15 protein-coding genes, 1 tRNA gene and 1 pseudogene are annotated in these 25910 nt (G+C 71.1%); 8 read left to right on the plus strand and 9 right to left on the minus strand.

The window, feature by feature from the left end; translation table 11 throughout:
- The first annotated feature begins 11 nt into the window (after positions 1-11).
- Positions 12-1136, plus strand: a complete 1125-nt coding sequence (locus ADK67_RS45890) for a hypothetical protein (protein ID WP_157621613.1) — start codon at positions 12-14, stop codon at positions 1134-1136.
- A 55-nt stretch (positions 1137-1191) separates the two neighbouring features.
- Here ADK67_RS45890 and ADK67_RS45895 read toward each other — a convergent pair whose 3' ends face one another.
- The 4 genes from ADK67_RS45895 to ADK67_RS45925 form a co-directional block, all read right to left on the minus strand.
- The gene (locus ADK67_RS45895) at positions 1192-6150 is read right to left on the minus strand and encodes an NAD-glutamate dehydrogenase (protein WP_053722905.1); all 4959 of its coding nucleotides are present in this window, start codon (positions 6148-6150) and stop codon (positions 1192-1194) included.
- 195 nt (positions 6151-6345) lie between these two features.
- Positions 6346-10389: a hypothetical protein gene (locus tag ADK67_RS50205; RefSeq protein ID WP_082404837.1), complete on the minus strand. Its 4044-nt coding sequence runs from the start codon at positions 10387-10389 to the stop codon at positions 6346-6348.
- A gap of 18 nt (positions 10390-10407) precedes the next feature.
- Positions 10408-12084: an energy-dependent translational throttle protein EttA gene (ettA, locus tag ADK67_RS45920; protein ID WP_053722910.1), complete on the minus strand. Its 1677-nt coding sequence runs from the start codon at positions 12082-12084 to the stop codon at positions 10408-10410.
- 318 nt (positions 12085-12402) lie between these two features.
- Positions 12403-13020, minus strand: a complete 618-nt coding sequence (locus ADK67_RS45925; RefSeq protein WP_053722911.1) for a single-stranded DNA-binding protein — start codon at positions 13018-13020, stop codon at positions 12403-12405.
- Positions 13021-13184: 164 nt separating this feature from the next.
- On the opposite strand from ADK67_RS45925, the gene ADK67_RS45930 reads away from it, so the two are divergent.
- Genes ADK67_RS45930 through ADK67_RS45940 form a run of 3 tightly spaced genes read left to right on the plus strand, consistent with a single transcriptional unit; the run spans position 13185 to position 15558 of the window.
- Positions 13185-13814 (plus strand): TetR/AcrR family transcriptional regulator, encoded by a 630-nt coding sequence (locus tag ADK67_RS45930; protein WP_053722912.1) that lies wholly within the window; start codon positions 13185-13187, stop codon positions 13812-13814.
- On the plus strand, positions 13811-14740 hold the full coding sequence (locus ADK67_RS45935) for an ATP-binding cassette domain-containing protein (protein WP_082404841.1): 930 nt from the start codon (positions 13811-13813) through the stop codon (positions 14738-14740). The genes ADK67_RS45930 and ADK67_RS45935 overlap by 4 nt, the downstream gene beginning before the upstream one ends.
- A 14-nt stretch (positions 14741-14754) precedes the next feature.
- A complete protein-coding gene (locus ADK67_RS45940) occupies positions 14755-15558 on the plus strand; it encodes an ABC transporter permease (RefSeq protein WP_053722913.1) in 804 nt (267 codons plus the stop codon).
- On the opposite strand, the gene ADK67_RS45945 is transcribed toward ADK67_RS45940, so the two are convergent.
- Positions 15555-17510, minus strand: coding sequence for a cytochrome c oxidase assembly protein (locus tag ADK67_RS45945; protein WP_053722914.1), 1956 nt, complete (start codon positions 17508-17510; stop codon positions 15555-15557). The genes ADK67_RS45940 and ADK67_RS45945 overlap by 4 nt on opposite strands.
- Before the next feature lie 79 nt (positions 17511-17589).
- On the opposite strand from ADK67_RS45945, the gene ADK67_RS45950 reads away from it, so the two are divergent.
- Entirely contained in the window at positions 17590-18162 is a 573-nt protein-coding gene (locus ADK67_RS45950; protein WP_157621614.1) for a DUF3558 family protein, read from the plus strand.
- Positions 18163-18424: 262 nt separating this feature from the next.
- On the opposite strand, the pseudogene ADK67_RS45955 reads toward ADK67_RS45950, so the two are convergent.
- A pseudogene (locus tag ADK67_RS45955) lies at positions 18425-19327 on the minus strand (MFS transporter); the annotation flags it as partial.
- A 63-nt stretch (positions 19328-19390) separates the two neighbouring features.
- Here ADK67_RS45955 and ADK67_RS45960 point away from each other — a divergent pair.
- Together ADK67_RS45960 and ADK67_RS45965 are read left to right on the plus strand one after the other, a co-directional pair.
- Positions 19391-20446 (plus strand): LacI family DNA-binding transcriptional regulator, encoded by a 1056-nt coding sequence (locus ADK67_RS45960; RefSeq protein ID WP_053722917.1) that lies wholly within the window; start codon positions 19391-19393, stop codon positions 20444-20446.
- Positions 20447-20572: 126 nt separating this feature from the next.
- Positions 20573-20645, plus strand: a tRNA-Arg gene (locus ADK67_RS45965).
- Between the two features lie 102 nt (positions 20646-20747).
- Here ADK67_RS45965 and ADK67_RS45970 read toward each other — a convergent pair.
- Both ADK67_RS45970 and ADK67_RS45975 read right to left on the minus strand, forming a co-directional pair.
- Positions 20748-22064 (minus strand): hypothetical protein, encoded by a 1317-nt coding sequence (locus ADK67_RS45970; protein WP_157621615.1) that lies wholly within the window; start codon positions 22062-22064, stop codon positions 20748-20750.
- 311 nt (positions 22065-22375) lie between these two features.
- Positions 22376-23167, minus strand: coding sequence for an SAM-dependent methyltransferase (locus tag ADK67_RS45975; RefSeq protein WP_053722919.1), 792 nt, complete (start codon positions 23165-23167; stop codon positions 22376-22378).
- Between the two features lie 250 nt (positions 23168-23417).
- Here ADK67_RS45975 and ADK67_RS45980 point away from each other — a divergent pair, with 250 nt between their 5' ends.
- Positions 23418-24059 carry a hypothetical protein gene (locus ADK67_RS45980; protein ID WP_053722920.1) on the plus strand — a complete coding sequence of 214 codons (642 nt, stop codon included), beginning with the start codon at positions 23418-23420 and terminating at the stop codon, positions 24057-24059.
- A 236-nt stretch (positions 24060-24295) separates the two neighbouring features.
- Here ADK67_RS45980 and ADK67_RS45985 read toward each other — a convergent pair whose 3' ends face one another.
- Positions 24296-25882 carry an amidohydrolase gene (locus ADK67_RS45985; RefSeq protein WP_197289929.1) on the minus strand — a complete coding sequence of 529 codons (1587 nt, stop codon included), beginning with the start codon at positions 25880-25882 and terminating at the stop codon, positions 24296-24298.
- Between the last annotated feature and the right edge of the window lie 28 nt (positions 25883-25910).

Here is a 25910-nt window from a genome sequence, read left to right on the forward strand (position 1 = left end):
AGGGAGACGACGTGCGAAGACTCTGGACCTCGTTAGTGATCGCAGTGGTGGCGGCGGGCGTCGTGACGCCGGGCTCCGCGAGCGCCGACACCGGGCCGGTGCGCGGCGCGGGCTACGTGTGGGCGGACAACCCGACCGCCGCGTCGTACACACCGGCGCCCGCCTACCAGATGAACAGCGTCGGCATCACGACGAGGAACACGATCACCAGGCTGGCCACCGGGCGGTACTCGGTGCGCTTCACGCGGCTCGGTGTCCGCGGCGGCGTCGCCCACGCCACCGCGTACGGCGCCGACACCCACCAGTGCAAGATCGAGGGCTGGTCGCCGTCCGGCGACGACCAGAACGTCGTCGTCCGCTGCCACACCCTCGCCGGCGCGCCGGTCGACACCCGGTTCACCGCGAGCTTCACCAGCAACAAGTACTGGAACGGCTGGGAGTACGGCCGCACGTACCCCGGCGCCTACCTGTACCACGGCGACCCGACCAGCCCGAACTCCACGCCCTCGTCGTACTACCAGTACAACTCGATGGGCGGCGTCAACACCGTCTCCCGCGTCGGCGTCGGCGCCTACTCCGCGTTCCTGCCCGCCATCGGGCACGCGGTGACCGGCGGGCACGCCCTGGTGACCGCCTACGGCTCGGCCGCCGAGCGGTGCAAGGTGGTCAACTTCGGCTGGACGTCGCCGTCCACGACGATCAAGGTCAACGTCCGGTGCTTCACGGCCGCGGGCACACGGGCCGACTCCCGGTTCGTGCTGACGTTCACCGACCGCACCAACACGCTCGGCCTCGACGGCTGCTGCAACCCGAACGGCCACCAGTCCGGCTACGCGCTGGCCAACGACCCCACAGCCGCGTCGTACTCGCCGAGCGCTTCGTACCAGCACGAAGTCCCGACGGGCGGCGCGACCGCGACCCGCGCCGGCACGGGCAACTACTCGCTGCGGTTCGCCCACGCCGACCTCGGCACGGGCAGCGTGCACGTGGTGGCCGCCGGGTGGACCGCCGAGTTCTGCAAGGTCGCCCACTGGAACCCGAGCAGCGGGATCAACGTCCGCTGCTTCAACGCCGCGGGCGCGCCCGTCGACACCCCGTACGACCTGGACTACACCGGGCCGTGGCTCCTGGGCTGAACGCGAACCGCCGCAAGGGCGCCGCGGGGATTGCGGCGCCCTGTGCGGCGGAACGTCAGCGGATCATGCTGCGCACCTGGCGGGCGGCCACGGACAGCGTGGCCAGATCCAGCTTGCTGACCCGGTTGATCTCCGCCAACGCGGCCCGCGCCCTGCCCAGGCGCGAGGAGTTGGCCTGCTCCCACTTCTCGATCTTCTCCTCCGGGGTGTCGCCCGGGTCCGCCGACCGCAGCACGTCGATCGTGATCGACCGCAACGACGAGTAGAAGTCGTCGCGCAACGCCAGGCGCGCCAGCGAGTGCCAGCGGTTCAGGCGTTCCAGGCTCGACACCGAGCTGAGCATCCGGTCGACGTCCAAGTGCTCCGACAGCGCGAAGTACACCTCCGCCGTCTCCTCGTGCGTGCGCTCCTGGCCGGTCGCGCCCTCGCCCTCCTCGCGCTCGGCGAGTTCGGCGACCTCGGTGACGTCCAGCAGCCCGTAGGTGAACAGCAGCCCGGCGATCCGCCGCGCCAACCCGACCGGCACGCCGTGGCCGACCAGCCGCTCGACGTGCTCGATCACGGACTCCTTCTCGTGGCCCTGGAGCAGGTCGAGCGCGCGCGGCGCCAGCGCGGCGACCACGGGGGCGAACCGGCTGATCGTGGACCCGACCGCCAACGGCTGCGGCCGGTTGGTGAGCAGCCAGCGCGACGCGCGGTCCAGCAGGCGGCGCGTCTCCAGCACCATGTCGTCCTGCACGTCGGTCGGCACGACGTTGTCCAGCGCCCGGATCTCCCGCCACACCGACGGCAGGTCGTAGATCGCGGTCACCACGGTGTACGCGCGCACCGCGTCCGTCGCCGACGCGCTGATCTCCTCGGCCAGCCGGAACGCGTACGACACGCCGCCGCCGTCCACGACCTCGTTGACCAGCACGGTCGTGATGATCTCGCGGGACAGCGGGTGGCTGCCGATGGCGTCGGCGAACCGTTCCCGCAGCTCGCTCGGGAAGTAGTCGGGCAGCCGGCGGGCCAGCACGTCGATCGTCGGCAGGTCGCTGGCCAGCACCTCCTCCTTCAGCGCCAGCTTCACGTGCGCGAGCAGCGTGGCCAGCTCCGGCGAGGTGAGGCCGTCGCCCGCCTTCTCCAGCGCCTTGAACTCCGCCGTGCTCGGCAGTGCCTCGAGCGAGCGGTCGAGCACGCCGCGCTGTTCGAGGTCGGCGACCAGGCGCGCGTGCACCGACAGCATCGGCGCGGCGTGGGCGCGGGAGACGCCGAGGACGGCGTTCTGCGAGTAGTTGTCGGCCAGCACCAGCTCGCCGACCTCGTCGGTCATCTGGCCCAGCAGCTCGTTGCGCTGCCCCTGGTCGAGCTTGCCGTCGCGGACCAGCTCGTCCAGCAGGATCTTGATGTTGACCTCGTGGTCGGAGCAGTCCACACCGGCCGAGTTGTCCAGCGCGTCGGTGTTGACCTTGCCGCCGTTGCGGGCGAACTCGATCCGGCCGCGCTGGGTCAGGCCCAGGTTGCCGCCCTCGCCGACGACCTTCACCCGCAGGTCCGCGCCGTTGACCCGGATCGCGTCGTTGGCCTTGTCGCCGACCTCGGCGTGCGACTCGGCGCCCGCCTTGACGTACGTGCCGATGCCGCCGTTCCACAGCAGGTCGACCGGCGCCAGCAGGATCGCCTTCATCAGCTCCTGCGGCGACAGCTTCACCACGCCTTCGGGCAGCCCCAGGGCTTCCCGTGCCTGCGCGCTGACCGGGATCGACTTGGCCGTGCGCGGCCACACGCCGCCGCCCTCGCTGATCAGCGAGCGGTCGTAGTCGTCCCACGACGAGCGGGGCAGCTCGAACAGCCGCTTGCGCTCGGCGAAGCTCGCCGCGGCGGTCGGGTCCGGGTCGATGAAGATGTGCCGGTGGTCGAACGCGGCCACCAGCCGGATGTGCTCCGACAGCAGCATGCCGTTGCCGAACACGTCACCGGACATGTCGCCGACGCCGACGACCGAGAACTCCTCGGACTGCGTGTCCGTGCCCAGCTCGCGGAAGTGCCGCTTCACGCTCTCCCACGCGCCCTTGGCCGTGATGCCCATGGCCTTGTGGTCGTAGCCGACGGAACCGCCGGACGCGAACGCGTCACCCAGCCAGAAGCCGTAGGACTTCGACACCTCGTTGGCGATGTCGGAGAACGACGCCGTGCCCTTGTCTGCCGCGACCACCAGGTACGAGTCGTCGCCGTCGTGCCGGACGACCTGCGGCGCGGGCAGCACCGTGCCGGAGTTGAGGTTGTCGGTCAGGTCGAGCAGGCCGGAGATGAACTGCCGGTAGCAGGCGATGCCCTCGGCCAGCAGCGACTCGCGGTCGTGACCGGGGTCGCCCGTCGGCGCGGGCGGGCGCTTCAGCACGAAGCCGCCCTTCGCGCCGACCGGCACGATCACCGCGTTCTTCACCGCCTGCGCCTTCACCAGGCCCAGGATCTCGGTGCGGAAGTCCTCACGCCGGTCGGACCAGCGCAACCCGCCGCGGGCCACCGGGCCGAACCGCAGGTGCACGCCCTCCAGCCGCGGCGAGTACACGAAGATCTCGAACCGCGGCCGCGGCTGCGGCAGGTCCGGGATCGCGCGCGGGTTCAGCTTGACCGCCAGGTACGGGCGCGGGTTGCCGTCGACGTCGCGGACGAAGTAGTTCGTGCGCAGCGTCGCCTGCACCAGCGTGAGCAGGCTGCGCAGGATGCGGTCCGCGTCCAGGCTGGTCACGTCGTCGATCATCGCGGTGATCTCGTCGACCAGGTGCTCGGTGCGGCCGGCGCGCTGCTCGTCGGACAGGGCCGGGTCGAACCGCGCCTCGAACAGCCCCACCAGGGCCGTGGCGACCTCGGTGTGCGCCAGGACGGCGTCCTCGATGTAGTCCTGGCTGTACGGCGTGCCCGCCTGGCGCAGGTACTTGGCGTAGGCGCGCAGCATCGCGGCCTGCTGCCACGTGACGCCCGCCTTGAGCACGAGCGTGTTGAAGCCGTCCACCTCGGCCTCACCGCGCCAGGCGGCGGCGAACGCGTCCTGGAAGCGGGTGCGGACCGACTCGATGTCCTCGCCGGACAGCTTGTCCAGCGTGACCTGGTCGATGCGCAGGCCGAAGTCGTAGATCCAGCACTCCACGCCGTCGTCGCGGGACAGCTCGTACGGCCGCTCGTCCACCACGACCACGCCCATGCGCTGCAACATCGGCAGCACGTCGGACAGCGTCAGCCGGGCGCCGACCAGGAACAGCTTGAACCGCCGTTCACCCGGCTCCGCGTCACGCGGCGTGTAGAACACCAGGTCCAGGTCGCCGCGTCGGAGCGCCTCGATGCGCCGGAAGTCCGCGAGGCCCTCGGCCGCGGTGAAGTCCTCCTTGTAGGCCTCGGGGAACGCCGCCGCGAACCGCTGGCCCTGCTCGGACGACGACTCCGTGCCCAGGGTCGTGCCGCGGTCCTCCAGGACCGCCTCGACCATCCGGTCGTCCCAGGAGCGCACGGCCTCGGCCAGCAACTGCTGGATGTAGCCCGTGTCCGGCTCGACGTGGCGGCTCGGGTCGGTGTGCACGGTGAAGTGCACGCGGGCCAGCGCCGACTCGCCGACGCGGGCGCTGTACTCCAGGTTCACGCCGCCGAGCTGGTCGATCAGCACCTCCTGCATGGCCAGCCGCGACGTCGTCGTGTAGCGGTCGCGCGGCAGGTAGACCAGGCAGGAGTAGAAGCGGCCGTACGGGTCGCGGCGCAGGAACAGGCGCAGCCGGCGGCGTTCGGCGAGCGCGATCACGCCCGTCACGGTCTGGTAGAGCGTGTCCGTGTCGACCGAGAACAGCTCGGTGCGCGGGTAGTTCTGGATCACTTCGAGCATCCGCTGGCCCGAGTACGAGTGCAGCGGGAAACCGGCGCGGTGGATGACGTCGCGGACCCGGCGCTCGATGGCCGGGATGTCCAGCACGTCCTCGTGCAGCGCCGTGGTCGAGAAGACACCCAGGAACCGGTGCTCGCCGGACACGTTCCCCTCGGCGTCGAAGGTCTTCACGCCGACGTAATAGGGGTACACCGACCGGTGCACGCTCGACTGCGCGCTGGCCTGCGTCAGGACCAGCAGTTCGGGTGACAGTGCCTGGGCGCCCGCGTCCGGGCCCGCGGTCAGGCTGCGCGCCGCGAGGCTGTCCTGTCTGAGCACACCCAGACCACTCGCCAGCACGGCCCTGAGCGCGGGTTCGCCGTCCGTGGCCGGGTCGTCGTGGACCAGCTCGTACTGGCGGTAGCCGAGGAACGTGAAGTGGTCGTCGGCCAGCCAGCGCAGCAGGTTCGCGCCGTCCTGCACCTCGTGGCTGGGCAGCGGCGGCGGTTCGGACTCCAGCAGCTCGGCCAGGTGCCCCGCCATGCCGGCCATCTTGTCGGTGTCCTCGACGACCTCGCGGACGTCGTTGAGCACGGTGTGCAGCTTGGTCTCCAGCTCACGCGCCCGGTCCGGGTCGGTGAGCAGGTCCACCTCGACGTACATCCACGACTCGGCCAGCGCGTCACCCGGCGGGTTGGCCGGGTCCGCGGTCGGCAGGACCTCCTGGAGCGCGCCCGTCACCAGGTCCCGGCGCACCACGACGATCGGGTGCACCACCCGTTGCACCTGCACGCCGCCGCGGGTCAGCTCGGAGGCCACCGAGTCGACCAGGTACGGCATGTCGTCGGTGACCACCTGCACCACCGTGGCCGGACACGTCCAGCCGTCGTGCGCGCGGGTCGGGTTGAGGATCCGCACCACCGGGCGGCCGGGCACGCGGGTCTCGGCGAGCTGGTAGTTCGAGCGCACCGCGCCGACCAGGTCGACCGGGTCGTCGTCGTTGACTTCCTCGGCCGGGACGTGGCGGTAGTAGAGGCGGATCAGGTCGGCCAGCTCGGGGGCGTTGGCCGCGGCACGTTCGATCACTTCGTCACGGGCCTGTTCGGGACTGGCCGGGCGAGCCGCGCCGACGTCGCGCGCGGTGTGCTCGGATCGGGACGGGGCTCCAGTCGAGGTCATGTTCAGGCGGCTCCAGGTATCCGGTACCTCTGTGTACCGGGTGTGCGCACCACTTAACCAGACGAGCGCGAACCCGTTCGCCGCAACCCTCGCACTGAATCGAACAACTTGCCGGAAAGCCGGGAATTCACTTGTGACGTGGCCTATTTCCCGCTTTGTTACCGGCGGGAAACCTTATTAGAAGCTCAAATCATTTCACGATTCGGGAAGCGTCCACGTGTCGAAGCGGCGCGGCGGGTCGACGCGCTGGATCGGAGCGGTGGTCTCGTTCTCGGATTCGGGCGGCGGCGTCCCGACAGGTGAGATCGGCACGGTGTCCTCGTCGACCTCGACGCGACCGGCGGCTTCGTCCTCGCGCCGGGCGTCCTCGTACGCGACGAGGGCCTCGGCGAGGAGTTCGGCCAGGCTCAGGTCGCTCTTGTGGCGGCGTGAGGCGCGGGTGGCGCTGGGCGAGTCGGGGGCGGGCGGCGTCGGTTCGACGACGATCGCCGGGAGGTCGATCGTCCTGCCGCCGACCACGACGGCCGTGACGAAGGGCTCCTTGGTCTCTTCCCCGCCTGTTCCGACGCCGGTTGCGTCGCCTGTCTTGCCGACTGTCTCGTGGTTCTCGCTGGTCGCGGGCGTGTCGTCGTGCTCGACGTCGGCCGCGCCGAGGAACCCGCTCGGGCTGAACTGCGCCGGCGGCGGCGTCGTGTCGGGGAACGGGTCGGACGGCACCGGCTCGGGAACCGGGGCCGGCGGCACCTGGTCTGGTTCGGGCACACCGGGCACCTGGTCCGGCTCGGGCTGCGGCGCGTGCTGCTGTGCAGGCGTCGGTTCGGGTCGCGGCGCAGGTTGCGGCGCGACCTGCGGCACCGGCGTCGGCTCGGGCTCTCGCACGGGCAGCCGGGTCACCTCAGGCTGCGGCGCGGGCAGTCGGGTCGCCTCGGGCTGCGCCGCGGGCGGTTGGGCGGGCGGTTGGGCGGGCGGTTGCGTCGGTTCGGGCTGGGGCGCGCGCAACGACTCAGGCTGCTGACGCACAGGCGTCGCCCCAGGCTGCGACACGGGCCACGGCTCGGGCCGCGACACCGGCGTCGCCAAGTCCTCCGCGACCGAAACCACGTCCATCGGCGGAAAGACCGGCCGCACCTCGACCTTCGCCCCCTCCGCCTCCGACTTGTCCGCCTTCGACTCCTCCGCCTTCAGCTCGTCGACCGTCGGCTCCTCCGCCTTCACGACCTGCTCCGGCACCGAGGGCGACGCCGACATCGCGAAGTCGGGCACGGGCGGCAGCGGGTAGTCGGGCGGGTCGGGCACCCGGGCGGTGGGGATGAGCGGCCCCTTCACGAAGGCCGCGCCGAGCCCGACCGGCGGCACGTCGTCGCGCACGGCCGGCTGCACCATCGTCGGTGAGTCGAACATGTCCACGGGCGGCGGCGGTGCTTCACCACGCAGCCGCGGCGGCGGTTCGACCCGCCACTGCACCTGCTCGGGTTCGGCCTGTCGCGTGGGCTCGGGCTCGGACACGGTGGCCTCCTCGTCAGCGTCGGGAGCACGCCGCCGACCACCGGCACGCTGCGGGTCGAGCAACCCGGCGGCCTTCAGCGTGTCCAACACACTCGGGTCGGCGTCACCAGAAGCCCGCTCCCCCTCTTCCTCAGCGGCCTCACGAGCAGCCCGCCGCCGACCACTGCGCACCGCGCCCGCGGCGGCGATCAACCCAGCCGCCGACACACTCCGCTCGCCACCCTCGTGCCCAGCGCCAGAGGAAGCCTCGGCACTACCGCCCTCACCAACCACCGCCCTGGCACCACTGCTCTCACCGACTACAGCCCCGGCGCTACCGCTCTCACCAACCGCAGCCCCAGCACCACTGCTATCGCCGACCGCAGCCGCGGCACTACCGCCGTCACCAACTTCGGGCTGCACGATGCCGAACCCACCCCCACCGAGCCCAGCACCACCGACCGGCCGCCGAACACCGGTCTCACCAACACCCTGCCGCGCCCCGGCCACACCACTTCCCGCCGATGCCCCAACCCCACCCGACCGACCGGGGAGCCCTGCGACACCCGCACCGCCAACACGGCCTTCGCCAGAACCATCCGACGCGCCACCAACCCCAGCACCAGCAACCCCAGCACCACCAACCCCGCTACCGGCCGAAGCCGCGGCATCGCCTGTCCTCGCCTCGCCGACCCCTGCACCGCGCGCATGAATGCCCGCCGCCTCAGCACCCGCAGCCGCGGCCGCACCCGCGCCAACACCACTTGCGTGACTTCCCGCCGACGCGCCGCCAACTCCGACGCCGCCGGACATCGCCTGCCCAGACCCCATGCCACCCACACGGCTCGCGGCCGAGGCGCCACCAAACCCGGCACCACCGGACATCGCCTGGCCAGTCCCCATGCCGCCCGCGTGGCTTGCGGCCGACGCGGCAGCGGGCGTGGTGCCGTGCGCGGCGCTGGCGCCCCTCGGTTCACCGGTCCCCGTGCCGTACGCATGGCTGCCCGCCGGTGCGTCGCCACTCCCGCCGGTGCGCACGGCGTCACTCGCGCGTGCACCGCCCGCATGAGTTCCCGCCGGTGCACTGCCCGAGGTGCTGCCCTGTCCGGCACCGCTGGACACAGGCCAGCCGGTTCCCGCCGTGCCGGTGCTGGTCGGTGTGCTGACCGAGGCGTCGCCGAGGCCCGCACGACCCGTCCCACCTGCGTTGCCTGCGGAGGCACCGGGCGGTGCGGTGGGTGAGAGGGGTGCGCCGGCCGGATGGCTTGGGGGGAGGGTCGGGGTCGGGATGCCCGTGGGAGGGGTGTGGGTCGGCTTGGCTTGGCCGCTTCTCGCGTGTTCCGGGCGGCCCTGGGTGGGAGGTGGTTGGGTTTCCGGTTCCGGCGCACGGCGGCGGCCTCCCGGTTGGGGGTCGTCGCCTTCCGCCTCACCGAACGGTTGGACCAGGCGCCAGCGGTCGGCGGCGTGGGCCCTTGCGGCTGAGATGCCTTCCACCGTCATGTCTTCGGCAGCACGGCGGGAGCGCTTGACCCGGACGCCCTCGTTGCGGTGCATCTGGACCGGACGCCACTGGCGCAGTTGTTGCTTGGCCTCGGTGGCGAGGTCGGGGTCGGTGGGTGGCATCGCGGCCGGCGTTCCGGTGCGGAGCAGGGCGGCCAGTTCGTCGTGCAGGCCGCCTGCCGGCTTGCGGTGGACGCCGGAGAACTCGGCGGCGAGTCTGGCGCGCACGGCGTAGACCGCTCTGGCACGCCGGCGTTCGGCGGCGTGCGCGGAGCGGAGGTTGGCCAGTGCCTCGGCCAGGTCGCCGGCGACCTCGTGGACGTGTGCCAGCGCCAGGAGGCTTTCCGCCAGCAGGGTGTCCAACTGGTGTCGCTCGGCGCTGTCGGCGGCGTCGCGGAGCAGGTCGCGGGCCTGGTCCACGCGGCCGGCGGGCAGGTGGACCCTGGTGGCCAGCGCCAGCCGGAGCCAGCCGGTGGTGGAAGCGGACGGCGCGCGCACCGGGCGTTCCAGGAGCGGGGTGCCGATCTCGGAGGCCTCGCCCGGCTTGTTCAGGTCCATCAGGGCGCACACCAGCTCGACCGTGAGCCGGCCCCGGACCTGGCCGTTGTCGGACTCGGCCTCCTTGAGCCGGTCCAGCACGGCCAGGCCGTCGCGTGCCGCCGCGACCGCCGCAGGCAGGTCGCCCCACCGGCGGTGCTGGCCCGCGGCGGACGCGCGGAGCAGACCGCGGTGCAGCAGCGTCGTGTCGTGGTCCAGCAGCGGATCCGCCTGGTAGAGGCGGTCCGCTTCGTCCAACGCCTGGGCCAGTGCCGCGCCGCGGCCCACCGAGACCAGGCACTCGCTGGCCTGGACGAGGGCCGTGGCCCGCAGACCCGGCGGAACGTCGTCGGCTTCCAGGACCGGGCGGACGGCGGCGAACCCCGTGAGGGGCGCGCCGACCGACCTGGCGCTGTCGGCCAACTCGACCCGCAGCCGCCAGGCCGTTTCCCGCTCGGACGCGGCCTCGGCCGCCTTGAGGGCGTCCAACGCCCGGTCCGCGATGCGGACGCCCCGGCCCATCCGGTTGCTCGCGAAGACCACCAGGGCCTCCGCGCGCAACCGGTCGACCTCGTCACGGCGGGTGGAGGCGAGCGCGACGGCGCGTTCGCCCAGCACCAGAGCAAGCTCCGGTGCCCGCCAACGCAGCCGCCAGGCGGGCACGACCAGCGTGCTCACCTCGACGTCCGCCTGCTGCGCCTCGCCCCTCGCCGCCACGATGTAGGTACCCGGCTCTCAGTCCCGTGTGAGCTTGCGGTAGGTGACGCGGTGCGGCCTCGCCGCCTCCGCACCGAGACGCTCGATCTTGTTCTTCTCGTAGCCCTCGAAGTTGCCCTCGAACCAGTACCACTGCGACGGGTTCTCGTCCGTGCCCTCCCACGCCAGGATGTGCGTGGCGACGCGGTCGAGGAACCACCGGTCGTGCGAGATGACCACGGCGCAGCCGGGGAACTGCTCCAGAGCGTTCTCCAGCGAGCCCAGTGTCTCGACGTCCAGGTCGTTCGTCGGCTCGTCCAGCAGGATCAGGTTGCCGCCCTCCTTGAGGGTCAGCGCCAGGTTGAGCCGGTTGCGCTCACCACCGGAGAGCACGCCCGCCGGCTTCTGCTGGTCCGGGCCCTTGAAGCCGAACGCGCTGACGTACGCCCGCGACGGCATCTCGACGTTGCCGACGTGGATGTAGTCCAGGCCGTCGGAGACGACCTCCCACACGTTCTTCTTCGGGTCGATGCCGCCGCGGTTCTGGTCGACGTAGGACAGCTTGACAGTCTCGCCGATCCGGACGGTGCCCGAGTCGGGCTCCTCCAGCCCCACGATGGTCTTGAACAGCGTCGTCTTGCCGACGCCGTTCGGACCGATGACGCCGACGATGCCGTTGCGCGGCAGGCTGAACGACAGGCCGTCGATCAGCACCCGGTCGCCGAAGCCCTTCTTCAGCTTGTCGACCTCGACCACGACGCTGCCCAGACGCGGGCCCGGCGGGATCTGGATCTCCTCGAAGTCGAGCTTGCGGGTCTTCTCCGCCTCCGCGGCCATCTCCTCGTAGCGGCCGAGGCGGGCCTTGGACTTGGCCTGCCGGGCCTTGGCGCCCGACCGGACCCACTCCAGCTCGTCCTTCAGCCGCTTCTGCAGCTTCTGGTCCTTCTTGCCCGTGACCGCCAACCGCTCGGCCTTCTTCTCCAGGTATGTGGAGTAGTTGCCCTCGTACGGGTGGGCCCGACCGCGGTCGAGCTCCAGGATCCACTCGGCGAGGTTGTCCAGGAAGTACCGGTCGTGGGTGACCGCCAGGACGGCACCCGCGTACTGCGCCAGGTGCTGCTCCAGCCACAGCACGCTCTCCGCGTCCAGGTGGTTGGTGGGCTCGTCGAGCAGCAGCAGGTCCGGCTTGCTCAGCAGCAGCTTGCACAGGGCGACCCGGCGGCGCTCGCCACCGGAGAGGGTCTTGACGTCGGCGTCGGGCGGCGGGCAGCGGAGGGCGTCCATCGCCTGCTCCAGCTGGGAGTCGAGGTCCCACGCGTTCGCGTGGTCCAGGTCTTCCTGGAGTTGACCCATCTCCTCCATCAGCTCGTCGGAGTAGTCGACGGCCATCTTCTCGGCGATCTCGTTGAAGCGGTCGAGCTTCACCTTGATCTCGCCGAGACCCTCCTGGACGTTGCCCAGGACGGTCTTCTCCTCGTTGAGAGGCGGCTCCTGCTGGAGGATGCCGACCGTGTAGCCCGGCGCGAGGAAGGCCTCGCCGTTGCCCGGTGTGTCCAGGCCGGCCATGATCTTCAGCACGCTCGACTTGCCGGCCCCGTTCGGACCGACGACGCCGATCTTCGCACCGGGGAGGAACATGATGGTGACGTCATCCAGGATGACTTTGTCCCCGTGCGCCTTGCGCACCTTCTTCATGGTGTAGACGTACTCGGCCATGCCCGCGATCGTAGAGCGGTGCCGATCGGGCCCGAACCTCGGACGCCGGCAACGGACGTGGGCACAACGCAGAGTTAACGCGAACGTGGGTCACCCACAGTCGTAACACGACCGCCGGGCCTGCCTGGCGCGACCCTGCGACCAGCGACTCCGACCCGATGCGCGAACTCGGTGCGCTGTCAACCCCCGGTGCCTGCGTGCGGATCCGGCCCTGGCGCCGGCCCGACGACCTCCCTCCTCCACGCTCGCAACGGCGACGACTGCCCGCGCATTCTCCGCCCCACGACGCCCTGCGGAAGCCCTTGTAGCTCGTTTGGCTCAGAACGGCACTTCGGCCACCTCCTTCGGACGCTCCGCCTCGCCCGTGAGGACCAGCGGCAACTCGTCCGGTTTGCGAGCCCCGCCGTCCGGTTTGCGGTGCGCGCTGTCCGGTTTGCGGGCCCCGCTGTCATCTTTGCGGGCCGAATCCTCCGGTTTGAGGGCCGAGTCCTCCCGTTTGTGGGCCGAGTCCTCCGGTTTGCGGGGCGCGGCGATCTCGGGCGCTGCCCGCGCCTCGACGGCGTCCGCCGCGACCCTGGTGCGCGTCGGCGTGGCCGTGCACAGGGCCAGGTTGGGGCCGATCGCGGTGGCCTCGATCTCCACGACCGGCCGGGTCTTGCCCTCGTACTCCACCTCCCTGATCGTCAACCGGCCGGTGACCACCACCGGGTCGCCCTTGTTCAGCGACGCCTGCGCGTTGTCCGCGAGCATCCGCCAGCACGACACCGACAGGAACATCCGCGCGCCGTCCTCCCAGGTGCGCTGCTCCTGGTCCCAGACCCGTTCCGCGGTGAACAGCCGGAACTTCGCCCGGCTGAAGCCGGTGCCGACCTTGGTGTGGGTGACCGGGCTCGCGACGTTGCCGCAGATGGTGACCTTGGTCTCGTTGTACGCCATGTCCGCCCCCTCGGGATGAGTGCTTGGGACCAGGTTGCCGGGGTGCGCGGTGGGTGGCGAGGGGCGGTTTCGGATCTGTGGACAACTGGCTGGAGCATGCATAACTGCAATGAGTGAGCGCTCACTCGTTGACATGAGTGAGGACTCACTCATACGCTGGTCCCATGCCCGAGGAGACCACCCAACGCCGTCGGCGCGCGCCCGCGATGAGCCCCGAGGACCGCCGCGAGGCGATCGTCGCCGCCACCGTCCCGCTGCTCTTCACGCACGGCGCCAACGTGACGACCAGCCAGATCGCCAAGGCGGCCGGCATCGCCGAGGGCACCGTCTTCCGGGCGTTCAAGGACAAGCCGGAGCTCATCCGCACGTGCGTGCAGAGCGTCCTGGCGGTCAACTCCGAGCTGGAGCTGATCGAGCAGGCGAGGCAGGCGAACACCCTCGCCGAACGCCTCTCCTGGGCCATCAGCGCCGTCTCCGGCTACCTGGACCGGATGTGGAAGCTGATCAGCGTGCTCCGCGACTCCGGCTACGACCCGCACGACGGGCACGACGGGCACGACAAGCAGCGCGAGCACAAGGGACCGCCGGTCGAGATGCAGCGCATCACCGAGCACGTCGCCTCGCTGTTCGGCCCGGACGACGACCTGCGCGTCGACCCGTCCCTCGCCGCACGGCTGCTGCTCGGGCTCGTGTTCACCAACCGCATGCAGGGCGAGGGCTTCGGCGACTCCACCGCCGACGCCGACCAGCTCGTCGAACTGTTCCTGCACGGCGTACTGAGGGGGAAGCAGTGAAGGACCTGATGATCGAAGCAGTCGACGTCGGCAAGGCGTTCGGCGCGCAGAAAGCCCTGGACGGGGTGAGCGTCGCCGTGCCCAAGGGCACCGTGCTCGGACTCCTCGGCCACAACGGCGCGGGCAAGACGACGCTGGTCAACGTGCTCACCACGATGCTCCCGCCGGACTCCGGCCACGCGAAGGTGGCCGGGTTCGACGTGGTCGCGCAGGCGCACCAGGTGCGCAGCCGGATCGGGCTGACCGGCCAGTTCGCCGCCGTGGACGAGCAGCTGTCCGGCCTGGACAACCTGATCCTGATCGCCCGCCTGCTCGGCGCGACCCCGCGTGAGGCGAGGGCCAGGGGCAACGAACTGCTGGAGCTGTTCGGGCTGGCGGACGCGGCGAAACGGCCGTCTCGTACCTACTCCGGAGGCATGCGGCGACGCCTCGACCTGGCCGCGAGCCTCGTCGGCCACCCGGAAGTGATCTTCCTCGACGAGCCGACCACGGGCCTGGACCCGGCCAGCAGGCTCGGCCTGTGGGAGATCGTGGAAGGCCTGGTCACCGACGGCACCACGGTCCTGCTCACCACCCAGTACCTCGACGAGGCCGACCGCCTGGCCGACTCGATCACGGTCCTCTCGAAGGGCAAGGTCGTCGCCGCGGGCACCAGCGCCGAGCTGAAGGCCCAAGTCGGCCAACGCACGGTCACCGTGACCCTGGCGGACGCCTCGGACGTCCCCAAGGCCACCGGAGCCCTGGAACGGGCGGGCATGCAGCCCGTGGCGGCGGAGAACACGCTGACCGCGCCCGTCACGTCGTCCCGCGAGATCGCCACGGTGGTCCGCGCGCTGGACGAGGTCGGCCTGGAGGCCACCGAGCTGGCCCTCGGCGAGCCGACCCTGGACGACGTCTACCTCACCCTCGCGCAGCACGCGGCCTGAACAGGAGCCATCGGATGACCACCCTCACCGCCGCGCCGCGCTGGCGTGGCACGGACTTCGGCACCCAGGTGCTCGTGCTGACCCAGCGGTCCCTGCGCACGCTGGTCAGCGACCCGCGCATGATCGTGTTCAGCATCCTCCAACCGCTGATCATGCTCACGCTGTTCAGCCAGATCTTCGCCAGCATCGCCAACACCCCCGGCTTTCCGCAGGGCGTGGCCTACATCGACTTCCTGATGCCCGCGATCCTGGTCAACACCGCCATGCAGTCCGCGTTGCAGGCGGGCGTCGGCCTGGTCACGGACATGAAGAACGGCGTGCTGGCCCGGTTCCGCTCGCTGCCCATCCGGTCGGGCTCGGTGCTCGTCGCACGCAGCCTGTCCGACCTCGTCCGCACGGCCGCGCAGCTGCTGCTGATGCTGGTGTTCGCGGTCGTGGTCTTCGGCTACTCCCCAGCCGGCGGCGTGACGGGCACCGTCGCGGCGCTCGCGCTGGCACTGGCGGTCGGCTGGGGGTTGGGCTGGATCTTCCTGGCGATCGCGGCGTGGCTGCGCAACGCCGAGCTGATGCAGACCGTGGGCTTCCTGGCCATGTTCCCGCTGATGTTCGCGTCGAGCGCGTACGTGCCGATCAGCGGCCTGCCGAGCTGGCTCCAGGCGGTCGCGAACGTCAACCCGTTGACCTTCGCGGTGGACGCGGCGCGGTCGTTGGCGCTGGCCCAGCCCGTGACGGGGGTGGTCGGGGCGCTGGTGACCAGTGCCGTCCTGGCCGCCGCGGGCTGGATCGTCGCCGTGAAGGGCTTCCGCAGGCCGCTCTAAGAGTCCTTGCCCGACATCTTGCGCAGCATCGCGTTGTACGCGGCCAGGTCCGCGTCACCGTCCGCGTCCGCCCGCCGGTCCGCCCGGCGGGCGTCACGGCTGTCCGACCTGGCCCACTGCACCAGCAACGCCACCATCACCACGATCAGCGGCAGCTCGCCCGCCGCCCACGCGATACCGCCGCCGAGCCGCTGGTCCTCCAGCTGCGACGTCACCCACGGCAGGCCGAGCGAGCGGTAGAAGTTGTCGCCGATCACGGTCTGCGAGCTCATCAGCACGATGCCGAAGAACGCGTGGAACGGGATCGAGGCGAACAGCAGGCCCAGCCGGCCCAGCGGCGGCAGCCGGTTCGGCGCCGGGTCGATGCCGATCACCGGCCAGTAGAAGACGTAGCCGACCAGGATGAAGTGCGCGTTCATCGCCAGGTGCGCCCAGTGGTAGTCCAGCGCGCCGTCGAACAAGCCGGAGAAGTACAGGCCGTAGAACGAGCCGACGAACAGCGCCAACGCCACGAACGGGTTGGTCAGCACCTTCGCCACCGGCGAGTGCACGAACGCCAGCAGCCACTCCCGCGGCCCCGGCGGGTTGCCCCTGCCCGCCGTCGGCAGCGCCCGCATCGCCAACGTCACCGGACCGCCGAGCACCAGCAGGATCGGCGCCAGCATGGACAGCAGCATGTGCGCTTCCATGTGGATGCTGAACATCGCGGGCGCGTACCGACCCACGCCGGACGACGTGGCGAACACCACGGTCAGGCAGCCCGCGACCCACGCGACCGTGCGGCCGACCGGCCACGCGTCACCGCGCTTGCGCAGCCGCCGTACCCCGAGCAGGTACAGCACGCCGAGGGCGATGAAGATCGCGCCGAAGATCAGGTCGAACCGCCAGTCGAACAGCAGCCGCGACAACGTCGGCGCGCCGGCCAGGTCGTAGCCGATGCGCAGCTCCACCGTGCTGGGCAGCACGCGGCCCTCCATCGGCGGGGGCGTTCGGCTCAACGCGGCGGCCAGGCCGAGCGTGAGGAACATCAACAGCACTTCGACGCCCGCGAGCCTCACCAGCGCACGCCCGGAGCCGGTGGCCACGACTTCCTTCACGCTCTTCTCGCGCTGGAAGTACCCCACGACACCCAGGACGACCAGCGCGAGCGTCTTGCCGAGCACCAGCAGGCCGTACTCGCTGCCGAACAGCTGGCTCAACGGCAACCGCACCCACGCGTTGATCACGCCGGACACCGCCATCACGAGCCAGCAGACCAGCGCCAGCCTGGAGAACCGCGACGTCGCCAGCCCCAGGTGGTCGCCACCCCGTCGACCGTGGGCCAGCAGCGCGATCAGGCCGCCGACCCACAACGCCGCGCCGATCAGGTGGTACAGCAGGCTGTTCGTGGCCACGTCGTGCGAACCGCCGCCGGACGAGTGCCCCGTCACCGCCACCGGCATCAGCGCGAACACCGACAGGAAGAACAGCGGCACGGTCCAGCCCCACGACAGCACCAACCGGCAGCCCAGCGCCAGCAGCGCCACGATCACCGCCGTGAACATCCACGCCTTCGACTGCTCCACCAGCCCGGCCACCTGGAACAGCACGGACGGCTCCAGCAGCGCCGTCACCGGCTGCCCCAGCGCGTCGGCCACCGTGAACGGCACCGACAGCACCGCGCCCAACGTCCACACCAACGCCGCCCAGCCCGCCGTGCGCACGGCCGCGTAACCGTCCGCGGCCAGCGTGCCGCTCCCCTGCGGCGGCACCAGGAATGCCGCCAGCAGCAGCGACCCGACCGTCACCACCGCCGCCGCCTCGGTCAGCACGCGCACGACGATCAGCCCGGACGCATCGCCACCGGTGACGACGAGCAGTGCCGCCGCGACCACGGCGGCTATCGTCGTGCCGACGATCAACAAGGGGATGAGACCGGTCCGCCGGGTGCGAGAAGGCGCGTCAGTGGGCACATGACGAGCGTAGGCGGCCTGACCACACCGCCACCAACCGCCGGACGTGCGCAGATCACACCCACTACCGTTGCCGGACGTGACCAGTTCTCGCACGGCGCTCCTGATGGCCCTCGCCCTGCTCTTCTCGGCGGGGTGCAGCTACTCCATCAACGGGGACGCGTTGCCCCAGGCCGGGGTCACACCCGAGACGACGGCTCCCGCCGAGCCCACCGGCGCGCCGAAGATCGCCAAGGCGCGCACGGTCGTCGGCGTCGAACCGTGCTCCCTGCTCACCGCGGCCGACCTGAAGCCCATCGGGCCGTACAAGAAAGACCCCGCGCGCAAGGACGACGTGATCCAGGAGTCGTGCCAGTACGTGCTGGACGACGGCTCGCAGCCCGGGCGGACCGTGGTCGTCGCGCTCTACCAGAAGTACGAGCAGGTGCGGACGCGGCAGTCCAAGGGCCGTGAGGTGGTCGTGGAGGGGCACTCGACGTGGACGCTGTGCGAGCTGAGCGGCGGCGAGATGGCGTGCACCGCGACCCTGGCGGTGAACGCCAACCGCAGCGTCCTGGTGGCGATGGCGCAGGCGGGTGGCGTGCCCGAGCAGATGCTGGCCGAGATGCAGCCGCTGCTCAAGGCCGCGTTGAACCGGCTTCCGGTCGCCTGAGCTCACGGGCGCGTGACCGGCGCGCCAGCAGCACGGCGGGCACCATCAGCGCGATCACGACCGCCACGAAGCCCAGCGAGATCGACAGGTTGGCGGCGTGCGCGATACCGCCGACGAGGGGCGGTCCGAGCAGGAAGCCGGTGTAGGCGACCGTCGTGACCAGGCCGATCTCGCGTTCGCCACCCGTGCCGTCGGCGCGCCTGCCTGCGTCACCGGCCAGATCCATGATCACCGGGAACGCGAACGCCAGGCCGAGGCCCACGAGGGCGAACCCGACGTAACCGGCCGCGGGCGACACCACCAGCACGGCCAGCGCCAACCCCGCCGCGGCGACCACGGCGCCCGCCGCGAGCAGCCGGTACGGGCCGACCCGGCGTTGCGCGGGCTCGCCGACCAGGCGGGCGGCGGCCATCGCGATGGAGAACCCCGCGTACGCGGCCGCGGCGCCTGCCTCGCTCACACCCCGTTCGTTGACGAAGAACAGCGCCGACCAGTCGGCCGCCGCGCCCTCGGCGATCGCGGAGAACAGCGTGATCATCGCGAGCAGCCACAGCAGCGGTCGCTTGAGGACCGGGCGGTCGTCCTTGGCCCGATCGGCGTTCTCACCGGTCGAATCCGCTGTGGTGTTCGGCACGGACCTGATCACCCACGCCATCACGACCGCGCCGATCACCGCGACGAAGACCAGGTGGCGGGTCAGGTTCCAGCCCACGCCCGCCGCGGCGGCCGCGCCGAGCGAGCCCACCAGGCCACCGACGCTGAAGCCCGCGTGGAACTGCGGCATCAGCGGCCGGTTCAGGCTCCGCGTGACGGCCACCGCGGCGACGTTCATGCCGACGTCCAGCGACGCGCCGCACGAGCCGAGCACGAAGAGGATCAGGCCCAGCTGGAAGGGCGTCTCGGCGAGCGTGAGGGCGGGCACGCCCAGCACGGTGACCACCGCGCCGCCGAGGATCAGCTTCCGGGCGCCCACCCGCGCGCAGATCCTGGCCGCGAACGGCGCCGTCGACGCCAGGCCGACGCTCGCGCCGAACAAGGCGAGGCCGAGCGTGGCCTCGGTCGCGCCGACCTGGGCCGCCACCACGGGCATGCGCGCGGCCCAGGACAGGAACAGCGCGCCGTTGAACAGGAACACCGCGAAGACGGCGACGCGTGGCGTGGGCATGCTTTCGAGTGTGAACTAGAGCGCTTCAGAACGTCCAACCGATTACCTGGTTACGCTCATCACGTGGACCGCCCTCGGAAGCCGACGCTCGACACGGTGGCCGGCGTGGTCGGCGTGTCGCGCGCCACGGTGTCCAACGCCTACAACCGGCCGGACCAGCTGTCCGCCGCGTTGCGCGAGCGGATCCTGGAGACGGCGGCGTCCATCGGGTACGCGGGGCCGGACCCGGTGGCACGCAGCCTGGCGACCCGGCACAGCGCGGCCGTCGGGTTCATGCTCGGGCAGGGGTTGTCGGCGTCGTTCGCCGACGCGGCGCTGTCGATCGTGCTGGACGGCCTGGCGTCGACCGTGGACGGCCACGACCACTGCCTGGTGTTGATGCCCGGGCGGGACAAGGGCGGGCCGCGACCGGAGACCGTGACGCGGGCCCAGGCCGATGTCGTGGTGGCGTACTCATTGCCGGACGACGCGCCGGCGTTGGCGGCGGTGCGGGCGCGCGGGCTGCCGCTGGTCGTGATCGACCAGCCCGTGCTGCCGGACACCGCGCGGGTCGAGGTGGACGACTTCGGCGGGGCGCGGCTCGCGGCGTCGTCGCTGTGGGGAATGGGGCACCGGCGGTTCGGTGTCGTGACGTTCGCGTTGCACCCGGACGGGCACGACGGCCTCGTGACGCCCGCCCGGCTGGCTTCCACGTCGTTCCGGGTGACCCGGGACCGGCTGCACGGGTACCTCGACGTGACGGGTGCGGACACCCCCGTGTGGGAGTGCACCCGGAGCAACCGCGAACTGGGCCGTGCGGGCGCCCGAGCACTGCTCTCCACATCACCGCGGCCGACGGCGTTGCTGTGCGCTTCGGACGAGCTGGCGTTCGGCGCGCTCCAGGCCGTACGCGACTTGGGCCTGCGCGTGCCGGCCGACGTGTCGGTCGTCGGTTTCGACGACGTGCCCGCCGCCGAACACTCAGACCCACCGTTGACTACGGTCCGTCAACCTCTGGCCGAGAAGGGGCGGCACGCGGGCGAACTGGCCCTGCGACTGCTCGACGGCGGCAGACCAGGCGAGCCGACAAGACTGCCGGTTTCCCTCGTCACGCGCGACTCGACGGCCCCTCCAAAGTGATCCACATCACTTTTTGGCCATCTTGATCCCCCTTCCGGTGCCTGGACGGAAACGCGACGAGTCTTCCGGACGATGTGTCCGGTGGGGCGGCTACGCTGCTACAGCGCGTGGTCAACAGCCCCTCCAGCCTCCGTAGCTCAGTGGAGAGAGCGAGGGACTTCTAATCCCGAGGTCGCAGGTTCGAATCCTGCCGGGGGCGCAGCAGTGCAGGTGATGACGTCGGGGCCGGTCTCCGGTCAAGATCGGCCCACGTCAGACGCACATGACATGTCGGTCGTGGTCGGTGGTCCGCGGGTGGGGATCACCGGACGGGGCGGGCGGAGTGGCAGCTCGGGGCTTCGCAGCCCCACGTGGTGGTCGTTCCCACGGTGACGAGGGCGGCGTGGGCGAGGAAGCGGTCGCGTTTGGTGCGCTCGTCCAGGGTCGCGCAGTCGCACGGGGAGTCCGGGGCCGGTTGTTCGTCGTGGGCCAGGCCCATGTAGCCCGGTGGGATGCCGAGGCCGTTGGCGATGTCGGTCAGGACGTCGTAGGACTCGACGTCGGCACCCGAGAGGATCCGGTCGACGTCGTGGTCCGGTTGGCCGGTCAACGCGGCGATCCGGCCTCGCGGCACGCCGTGGTGCGTCAAGATCCGGTAGACGGTGGTGATGTCGCGCAACGCCAGCGCGGCGCGCATCTCGTGCTGCTCCCACACGTCGGGCAGATCGGGTCGGGCCCGGAGGACGGGTTGGACCGCGCGTTCGGCCACGGCGGGACCGGGCGCGGTGGTGGCGGTCCACTCGGCCCACGCCCACTCCGGTTCGGCAGGCCTCGTCACGGCGTGCGGGTCGGCGGCGGACAGGGCAACGCCGTGCACGGCGTTGCGGAAGCGGTACGGGACGGCCGACGACGCGGGGATGCCGCACGTGGAACCGGCCAGGATCGCGGCGACGGATTCGCTTGGCGGACCGCCTCGCCAGTACAGCTCCAAGGCGTCGCCCACGACGATGCCGTCCAGCCACGCGGCGCCGCGCCACAGCGGCAGCCGGCGGAGGACGCCGCTCATCAGGTCGGCGGGGAGGTCCGGCGGTGGTGCGGACTCGGGTGCGGATTCGAGGGGGTCGAGGTCGTCGGTCATGGCCAGGTCGACCGGCAGGCCCGTGGCGACGGCTTGTCGCCAGCGTTCCCGCGTCACGCCGAGGAGGCGCACCTCGCCGTCCGGTGAACGCAGGTCGAGGTGGTCGCGCCGCGGGTGGACGCGCAGGCCCGGCACGCCCCTGACCCGGTCGCCGGTGACCACCGGCAGCGCTTCGGTCAGGAGTTGGTCCAGCCCGGCGTCGTGGACCCGCAGGCCGAGCACCTTCGCGTCCGGTCGCACGCGGCTCACCAGGGACGTCGGCCGCAGGGAGTGGCCGCGGCGGCGCATGCCGGCCATGGCGCGGTTGGCGGCGGCGAGGAGTGACGCCTCGAACTTGCGTTGGGCCGGCAGGCGGGCGCTGGGGACGAGGGAATCCGGGTTTGAGGGGTCGGAGGGGTCGGGGTCGGAGGGAGCGGGGTGGGTGCCGCCGCGTTGCCTGCGCACCATGTTCGGCGTCTCGCCGGTGCACCAGTAGCGCTTGACCAGAGAGCTTGTGGACACGAGGAACCTCCGCGGACGCCACCCGGTCGGCGCCACCGGGTTCGCGGACGTGCGAACGCACGAAAGGTACGAACGCGCGAGCACCGAACCCCGGGGGGGAGAGGCGGACATACGGGACACGTTCGCTCGAACGCGCTTTGGAGGCACCCACTCCATCCGGGTCAGGAGGAGCCTCGGTGGCAGCCGCACCCGCCAGGTCACAAAACTACAACAGCGGTGATGGCCGGTGGGGCTCGATCACTCGAACGTGCGAACTCGTCGGTTTGCGGGTGTGGTGGTGGTGTTCGGTGAGTGGGCGGTGGGCGGTGGAGTCAGAGCTTGCGGCCCACGGCGGCCAGGCCGGCGAACCGCTCCGGGTGCTCGTCGACGTCTTCCGGGGACGCGGGGCGCCACAACGGCAGGTGCACGACGCCCGGCTCGACCAGCTCGTAACCCTCGAACAGCGCCTCGACCTCGGTCTTGGAACGCATCGTCATCGGGGTCGCGGTGCGTCGTCGGTACAGGTCGGTGTGGTCGTCGGCCTGGTTGTCCTGGCCGTCGTGGGTGGCGTGCGAGATGACGAGGTAGCTGCCGGGCGGCACGGCGTCGCGGTAGGCGGCGATGATCTTCGCCGGGTCGTCCTGGACGAAGTGCAGCACCGCGACCATCATCACCGCGATCGGCCGGTCGAAGTCGAGGAGGTTCGCGACCTCAGGGGCGGCCAGCACCTCGCCCGGGTGGCGCAGGTCCTCCTGGACGACGGTGGTCCGCAGGTCGTCGCCGAGGATCGTGCGGCTGTACGTCACCGCGATCGGGTCGTTGTCGACGTAGACCACGCGTGCGTCGGGATCGGCTTCGCGAGCCACCTCGTGGACGTTGCCCACAGTCGGGATGCCGGAGCCGAGGTCGAGGAACTGGGTCACGCCCCGGCGCACGCAGAACTGGACGGCCCGGCGCAGGAACGCCCGGTTGGCCTGCATGATCAGCGGCAGGTCCGGCCACATCGAGATCGCCTGCTCGGCCATCTCCCGGTCGACGGCGAAGTTGTGCGCGCCGCCGAGGTAGTAGTCGTACACCCGGGCGGCGCTCGGCCTGGTCAGGTCGATGTCCGGTCGTTCACCCACGACTTGCTCCTTCCCCCAGGCTCGGCAGCTTAAGCGTCGGCGTGGTGTGGGCGGCGGCGTGGTGTGGGTGTGGCGGCGTAGGTGTGGCGGTGGCGTGGCGGTGTGGGTGTGGCGGCGGTGTGGGGGTGCTCGAGTTCGAGACTAGGCCGATCGCGTGCTACCTGCGGATACCCCGTTCGCGGGCCCCGGATTGTCGGACCCCGTCGGTAGAATCGAACACGAGTTCGATCGCGTGCGAGGGGAGCTTGTCGTGGAGCCGATCAGCGTCACCGCCCTGTCCTTCACCGAGTACGTCATGAGCGGTCAGCGGGGCCGGATCAGCATCGTGTCCGAGCAGCGGCGCATCTACCTGTCGTCCGAGCAGTGGGTGGCCGGGTTCTACAACCCGATGCGGGACGCCATGCGGCGGGCGGCGAACTCGCCCGACCCGGCCGCGGAGTTGGACAAGGTGGTGGAGGCGGCGCATCGGCAGCCCCGGGCCGGGCAGCCTCGGGCGTACGAGGAGTTGAGGGAGGGGTTCCTGCCGTGGTTGCGGTCGACCAGAGCGACCGGTGTGCCCACGGTGGCGGCCAAGTGGCGGACGGGTGACCTGGCGTTGCGGGTGCGGCCGCACCTGGGGTTGAGGATGCCGGACGGGTCGCGGGCGGCGGTGCTGGTGTACGTCAAGGAAGCGCCGATGACGCAGGAGGCGGCCAACATCGGGTTGCGGATCCTGCAGCAGACGATGCCCGAGACGTTGCCGGGGGCGACGCCGGAGGTGGTGCCGTTGGTGTTGGACGCGCGGCGGGGGCGGGCGTTCCGGATGTCTCGGCGGACGAACCTGGCGAAGTTGGACGCGTTGATCGCGGCGGAGGCGGCGGGGTATGTGGTGCATTGGAGGATGAGTGCGTAGTAGGTCCAGCCTCGGCGCGGTGGTGCTGTTCGGCTCGATTTGACATGGGGCCCTTACGGGCACTCCAGGCAGGCCAAAGCCGGCAGGCCCGGCGGGGTAAAGCGTCCCGCCAGGCCCGACCAGCCTAAAGCACCCGAACCCATGTCAAATCGGGCCTCTGCGGTGGGATTGCGGGTCCGATGTGCGGCCGGTTGGTGAGGTGGCCGTGGTGGGCTGGCGGCGGATGGTGGTTGGGGTTAGGCGGGAAAGGTGGCGGGGTTGTGGGTGAAGTGGCCGGCGATGACGGTGGCGGCGATGGGGATGTCGCCGATCTTGGAGATGTCGGTGGTGAGGGGGTTGGTTTCGAGGATGGCGAAGTCGGCCAGTTTGCCCGGGGTGATGGTGCCCAGGGCGGTTTCTTGGCGGCAGGCGTAGGCGGAGCCGATGGTGTAGGCGGCGAGTGCCTCGTGGACTGTGATGGCCTCGTCCGGGCCGATGGGGTGGCCTTCCTTCGACTTTCGTTCGGCCATGAACTGGATGGCGCGCAACGGTTTGCCGTCGGCCACTGGGCGGTCGGAGCTGCCGGCCAGGACGATTCCCCGGTCGAGGAAGGACTTGCCCCGGTACATCCAGGGTGAGCGTTGTGGGCCCATGATCTTGGTGTAGTCGTCGCCGTAGGCCCACAGGAAGGTCGGTTGGACCACCGGGATGACGTTCAGTTCGGCGATGCGGGCCAGTTGCTCCGGTCGGACCAGGCCGCAGTGCTCGATCCGGTGCCTGGTGTCCAGGCGGGGGACGGTGTGCTGGGCTTCGGAGAGGGCGTCGAGGGCGAAGTCGACGGCGCGGTCGCCGATGGCGTGGACGGCCAGTTGCCAGCCGGCGGCGTGGCCGTCGATGATCGCGGCGAGCATGAGGTCCGGGTCGTCCTGCAGTTGGCCGGACGTGTCCATGCCTTCGTACGGCCAGGTCAGCGCGGCCGTGCGGGCCATCATGCCGCCGTCGGTCCAGAGCTTGAGGGGGCCGATGGAGAGGCGGTCGTCGCCCAGGCCTGTGCGCAGGCCCAGGGGCACGGCGCGGCGGATTCCGTCGGTGGCGTGGGCGGCCACCGGTTCCAGGCGGTCGGCGGAGACCATCAGTTGGACGCGGATGGGGAGGGTGGCGCGTTGGTAGGCCTCGACTTCCAACGGGCTGCTGCCGATCAGGCCGCCGCCCACGCCGGCTTCGGCGGCGAGCACGATGCCTTCGGTGAGGCACTGGTGTGCGCCTGATTCGACGTCCGCGGCGATGTCGTCCAGCGAGTAGGGCAGGCGGAGTGCGCGGACCGCGGTCTGGGCGGCTTCGGCGAGGAAGCCCGTCGGGGTGCCGGTCGCGTCACGTTGGGCCTCGCGCAAGGCCGAGGCGGGCAGTACGGCGAGCACGTCGCTGCTGACGACGCAGGCGTGCCCGGACAGGTCCTGCACGTAGATCCGCGGCCCGATCAGGTCCAGGTCACGGGAAGTCAGCGGGCGGTCCAGGGCGCGGTGGTCGTAGCCGGAAGCTTCGACCCAGCCGGAGGCGCGCGGTGCGTCGCGGAGGATTTCCAGGGCCTGGGCGACGGTCTTGCAGGACGAGAGGTCCGGGGTCCTCGCCGCACGGCCGGCCCACGCGAGGTGGTTGTGGGCGTCGACGAAACCTGGCAGCACGACCGCGCCGTCGAGGTCGACCACGCGCCGCGCGGGCAGGTCGGCGACGTCGTCGTCCAAGCCGACGATCCTCCCGGCCCACACCCCGATCACCGACGCCACCGGCCGGGCCGGGTCCATGGTCACGACCTGCCCGCCAACCACCTTGAGGTCAAGGATCACCCGCAAAGGCTAGCCCACAGCACTTAGG

Origin of the sequence: Saccharothrix sp. NRRL B-16348, from assembly GCF_001280085.1 — a bacterium.
GTDB lineage: Bacteria > Actinomycetota > Actinomycetes > Mycobacteriales > Pseudonocardiaceae > Actinosynnema.